This is a genomic window from Mesorhizobium sp. M7A.F.Ca.US.006.04.2.1, from assembly GCF_004022915.1.
GTDB lineage: Bacteria > Pseudomonadota > Alphaproteobacteria > Rhizobiales > Rhizobiaceae > Mesorhizobium > Mesorhizobium ciceri.
Genome location: NZ_RZQA01000768.1, coordinates 1 through 3,114, shown reverse-complemented (window position 1 = coordinate 3,114; position 3,114 = coordinate 1). Strand labels below are relative to the sequence as shown.

The window sequence follows — 3,114 nt, the reverse complement described above, 5'->3', positions numbered from 1 at the left end:
GTTGAGGCCTTGCGCACCGATCGGCGGAAACACATGGGCGGCTTCGCCGACCAGCGCCACCCGATCCCTTGCGAAACGCAGCGGCGTCACCGCCGATAGCGGGTAGATCTGCCGGCCCGGCTCGACAGCCACCCGGCCCAGCATCGACTGCATCTGCTGTTCGACCCGCTGAGAAAGTGTCGCATCGTCCAGCGCGGCGAGCTCGGTCGCGGTCTCGGGCTTGACCACCCAGACCAGGCTGGAGCGATTGCCGGGCAGCGGGACCTGCGTGAACGGACCGGTCTCGGTGTGGAATTCGGTCGAGGTGAAGGCGTGGTCGCCGCTATGGCCGAAATTGAGGACGAGAGCTGCCTGCGGATAGGAGCGGGCCGAAGTCGAGATGCCGGCTGCCTGGCGCGCCGGTGACAACCGCCCATCGGCGGCGACCGCCAGCGCTGCGTCGACCGTGCTGCCGTCGGCGAGGCCGGCACGGACGTGCTCGGCATCGAGATGCCAGTTCGCCACCATCGACCTCAGCCAGTCGATGCCGGGATGCGCAGCAACGGCGCCGGCGAGTGCCGGGGTGAGGACGCTGTTGGGAAGGTTCAGCCCGAATTCATCCTCGTCGATCTCGCTGGCACGGAAGGTGACGACCGGGCTGCGGATCAGCCGGCTGGTGGCGTCGACGATGCGCATCACTTTCAGAGGCGCCGCCTTGGATATGACGGCTTCGAGCACGCCGAGCCGGTCGAGCACTTTCAAGGCAGGGTTCATCAGGGCCGTCGTGCGACCATCGGGGGCGGTGGCCTCCGGCCCGACCAGTGTCACCGGGAAACCTTCGGCGGCAAAACCCAGTGCCGCGATCAGCCCTGCCGGCCCCGTGCCGGCAACCAGTATCCGCGCAGTTTGCTGATGCTCCAAGATCGGCTTCCGGCTTGCAATGCGAGGCGGTCCACCCGACCTGCCGTTCGATCAGCATATAGGTCAGATCATGCCGCTTGATCAACGCGGCGATTCGGCCCATTCGGATGTCATGACCGGCCAGCAGGACGACTTCAGCCATCTCGACCGCGCCGGCCGCGCCATGGCCGGCATCGCGCGCAATCCCCGGGTCACGGTAAACGTCGTTGTCGGCGCTTGCATCCTGCTTGCATGGCTGTCTCTTGCGGCGATGGCAATCCGCGGGGCTGAAACAGGGATTGCGGGCGTCGGCGCCCCTGGCGACACGATCCTTCGCAGCCTGCCGCAACTGCCGCTGCCCTATTTCCTGGAACGGTTCTTTGTGCTGTGCCTCTCACCGGTGCCTTTGGACGCAGGTCTCGGCTTGCAGGCCGGCGCGCTCGTTTCGATGTGGTTCCTGATGGCGATCGCGACGATGCTGCCTTCGGCGGCGCCGATGATACGCACCTATTGCGAGATCGCTGACACGGCACGCATCAAGGGCGAACCGGTCGTTCACCCGCTGCTGCTGGTCGCCGGCTATCTCAGCGTCTGGCTCGCCGCTTCAATTGCGTTCGCGGCGCTGACCTTGGCCGTCCATGCATTCGCTTCGTCAGCCGGGATGCTCGATCCGGTCGTCGGCATTGCCGGTGCGCTCGCTCTGCTGATTGCCGGCCTCTACCAGTTCAGCGGCTTGAAGGAAGCTTGCCTGAAGAAATGCAGGAACCCGTTCTCGATCCTTTTCGCGAGCTGGAGCGCAAGGCCCCTTAACATCTTTCGGCTCGGTGCCGCGCAAGGTCTGTGGTGTCTGGGCTGCTGCTGGGCCTTGATGCTGGTGATGTTCGCCGTTGGCGTCATGAACGTTTTCTGGATGGCGTTGATCGGCCTGTTCACCCTGATCGAAAAACAAACGGCCAGCAGGGTTCCAACCCGGCTGGCCGGTGCGATACTGCTTGTCTGGGCAGCCGCGCTGCTAGTAGTCTCGCTGTGAGTGGGGGAAAATCGATGGCAGACCAGAGCTGGGCGATGAAGGGAGAGCTCGTACTCTCCTGCAATTGCACGGTTTTTTGCCCTTGCGTGCTCTCGCTTGGCAATCATCCGCCGACCGAAGGCTATTGCCAGACATGGGCCGGGTTTCGCATCGATGCCGGCCATTTCGGTGAGGTCGATCTGTCCGGGCTCAATCTTGGGCTGATCATGGAAATCCCAGGCTATATGAGCCGCGGCAACTGGACCGCGGGCCTGTTCATCGACAGCCGCGCCTCTGTCTATGCGGTCAAGGCGCTGACAAAGATCTTCACGGGCAAGGCAGGTGGAACCACATCGCTGCTCTCAATCCTCGTCGGCAAATTCCTCGGTGTCGAGCAGGTGCCGATCACCTATGAGACGCGTGACAAAACGCGTATCTTCCAGATACCCAGGATTATCGACGGAGCGGTCACACCCATCCAAGGCAAGGACCGTGACAAGGATACGGTGATCAGCAATTCGGAATACTGGATCGCGCCCGAGATCATCGTGGCCAGGTCCGACAAGAGCAAGATGCGGGCTTTTGGCCGCAACTGGAATTTCGCCGGCCGTTCGGCCGAAATCTGCAAGCTGGATTGGCGGGGCCCGTGAGCAAGAACACAACGGCCAGGAATTTGGCAGCACGAAAAGCCGCCAAAAAGATCACGGACCGGATTCCGCGCCCGAAGAAGAAGGTCACCTGGCCGCAGGCGAGGGCGTTCTCCGTCCACCTTTTGACCGCCTCGGGGTCGTTCCTGGCCTTCCTGTCGCTCGTGGCGGCAAGTGAAGAGCGCTGGACCGCAATGTTCTGGTGGCTCGGGCTGGCCCTGTTCGTCGACGGCATCGATGGGCCGATCGCCAGAAAACTCGAGGTCAAGGAGATCCTGCCGACATGGTCGGGCGAACTGCTCGACAACATCATCGACTACGTGACCTACGTGCTGATCCCGGCCTTCGCGCTCTATCAGCGCGGCTTCATGGGCGAGGGCCTGTCATTCCTGTCGGCGGCGATCATCGTCGTTTCCAGCGCCATCTACTATGCCGACACCGGCATGAAGACGAAGGAGAATTTCTTCAAGGGATTCCCGGTGGTCTGGAACATGGTGGTGTTCACCCTGTTCGTCATCGAGCCCGGACAATGGGTTTCGTTCGCGGTGGTGGTGGTGGCCGGCGTCCTGACTTTCGTGC

General features: G+C 62.8%; 4 protein-coding genes. 3 read left to right on the top strand and 1 reads right to left on the bottom strand.

Features of this window, described 5'->3' with window-relative positions:
* On the bottom strand, positions 1–900 hold a 900-nt coding region (locus tag EN925_RS29720; protein ID WP_128337129.1), incomplete at its 3' end, for an FAD-dependent monooxygenase.
* 70 nt (positions 901–970) lie between these two features.
* Between EN925_RS29720 and EN925_RS29715 the strand changes: the two genes are divergently transcribed.
* The 3 genes from EN925_RS29715 to EN925_RS29705 form a co-directional block, all read left to right on the top strand.
* Positions 971–1,909 carry a DUF2182 domain-containing protein gene (locus EN925_RS29715; RefSeq protein ID WP_127368240.1) on the top strand — a complete coding sequence of 313 codons (939 nt, stop codon included), beginning with the start codon at positions 971–973 and terminating at the stop codon, positions 1,907–1,909.
* Positions 1,910–1,923: 14 nt separating this feature from the next.
* A complete protein-coding gene (locus EN925_RS29710) occupies positions 1,924–2,538 on the top strand; it encodes a DUF1326 domain-containing protein (protein WP_013531653.1) in 615 nt (204 codons plus the stop codon).
* Positions 2,539–2,600: 62 nt separating this feature from the next.
* Positions 2,601–3,114, top strand: a 514-nt coding sequence (locus EN925_RS29705; protein ID WP_206632991.1) for a phosphatidylcholine/phosphatidylserine synthase, incomplete at its 3' end; no start/stop codon positions are given.

Bases quoted from the DNA above. Each gene is read 5' to 3' on its own strand.
- EN925_RS29715 (WP_127368240.1), top strand. From the start codon at position 971: ATGCCGCTTGATCAACGCGGCGATTCGGCCCATTCGGATGTCATGACC.
- EN925_RS29710 (WP_013531653.1), top strand. From the start codon at position 1,924: ATGGCAGACCAGAGCTGGGCGATGAAGGGAGAGCTCGTACTCTCCTGC.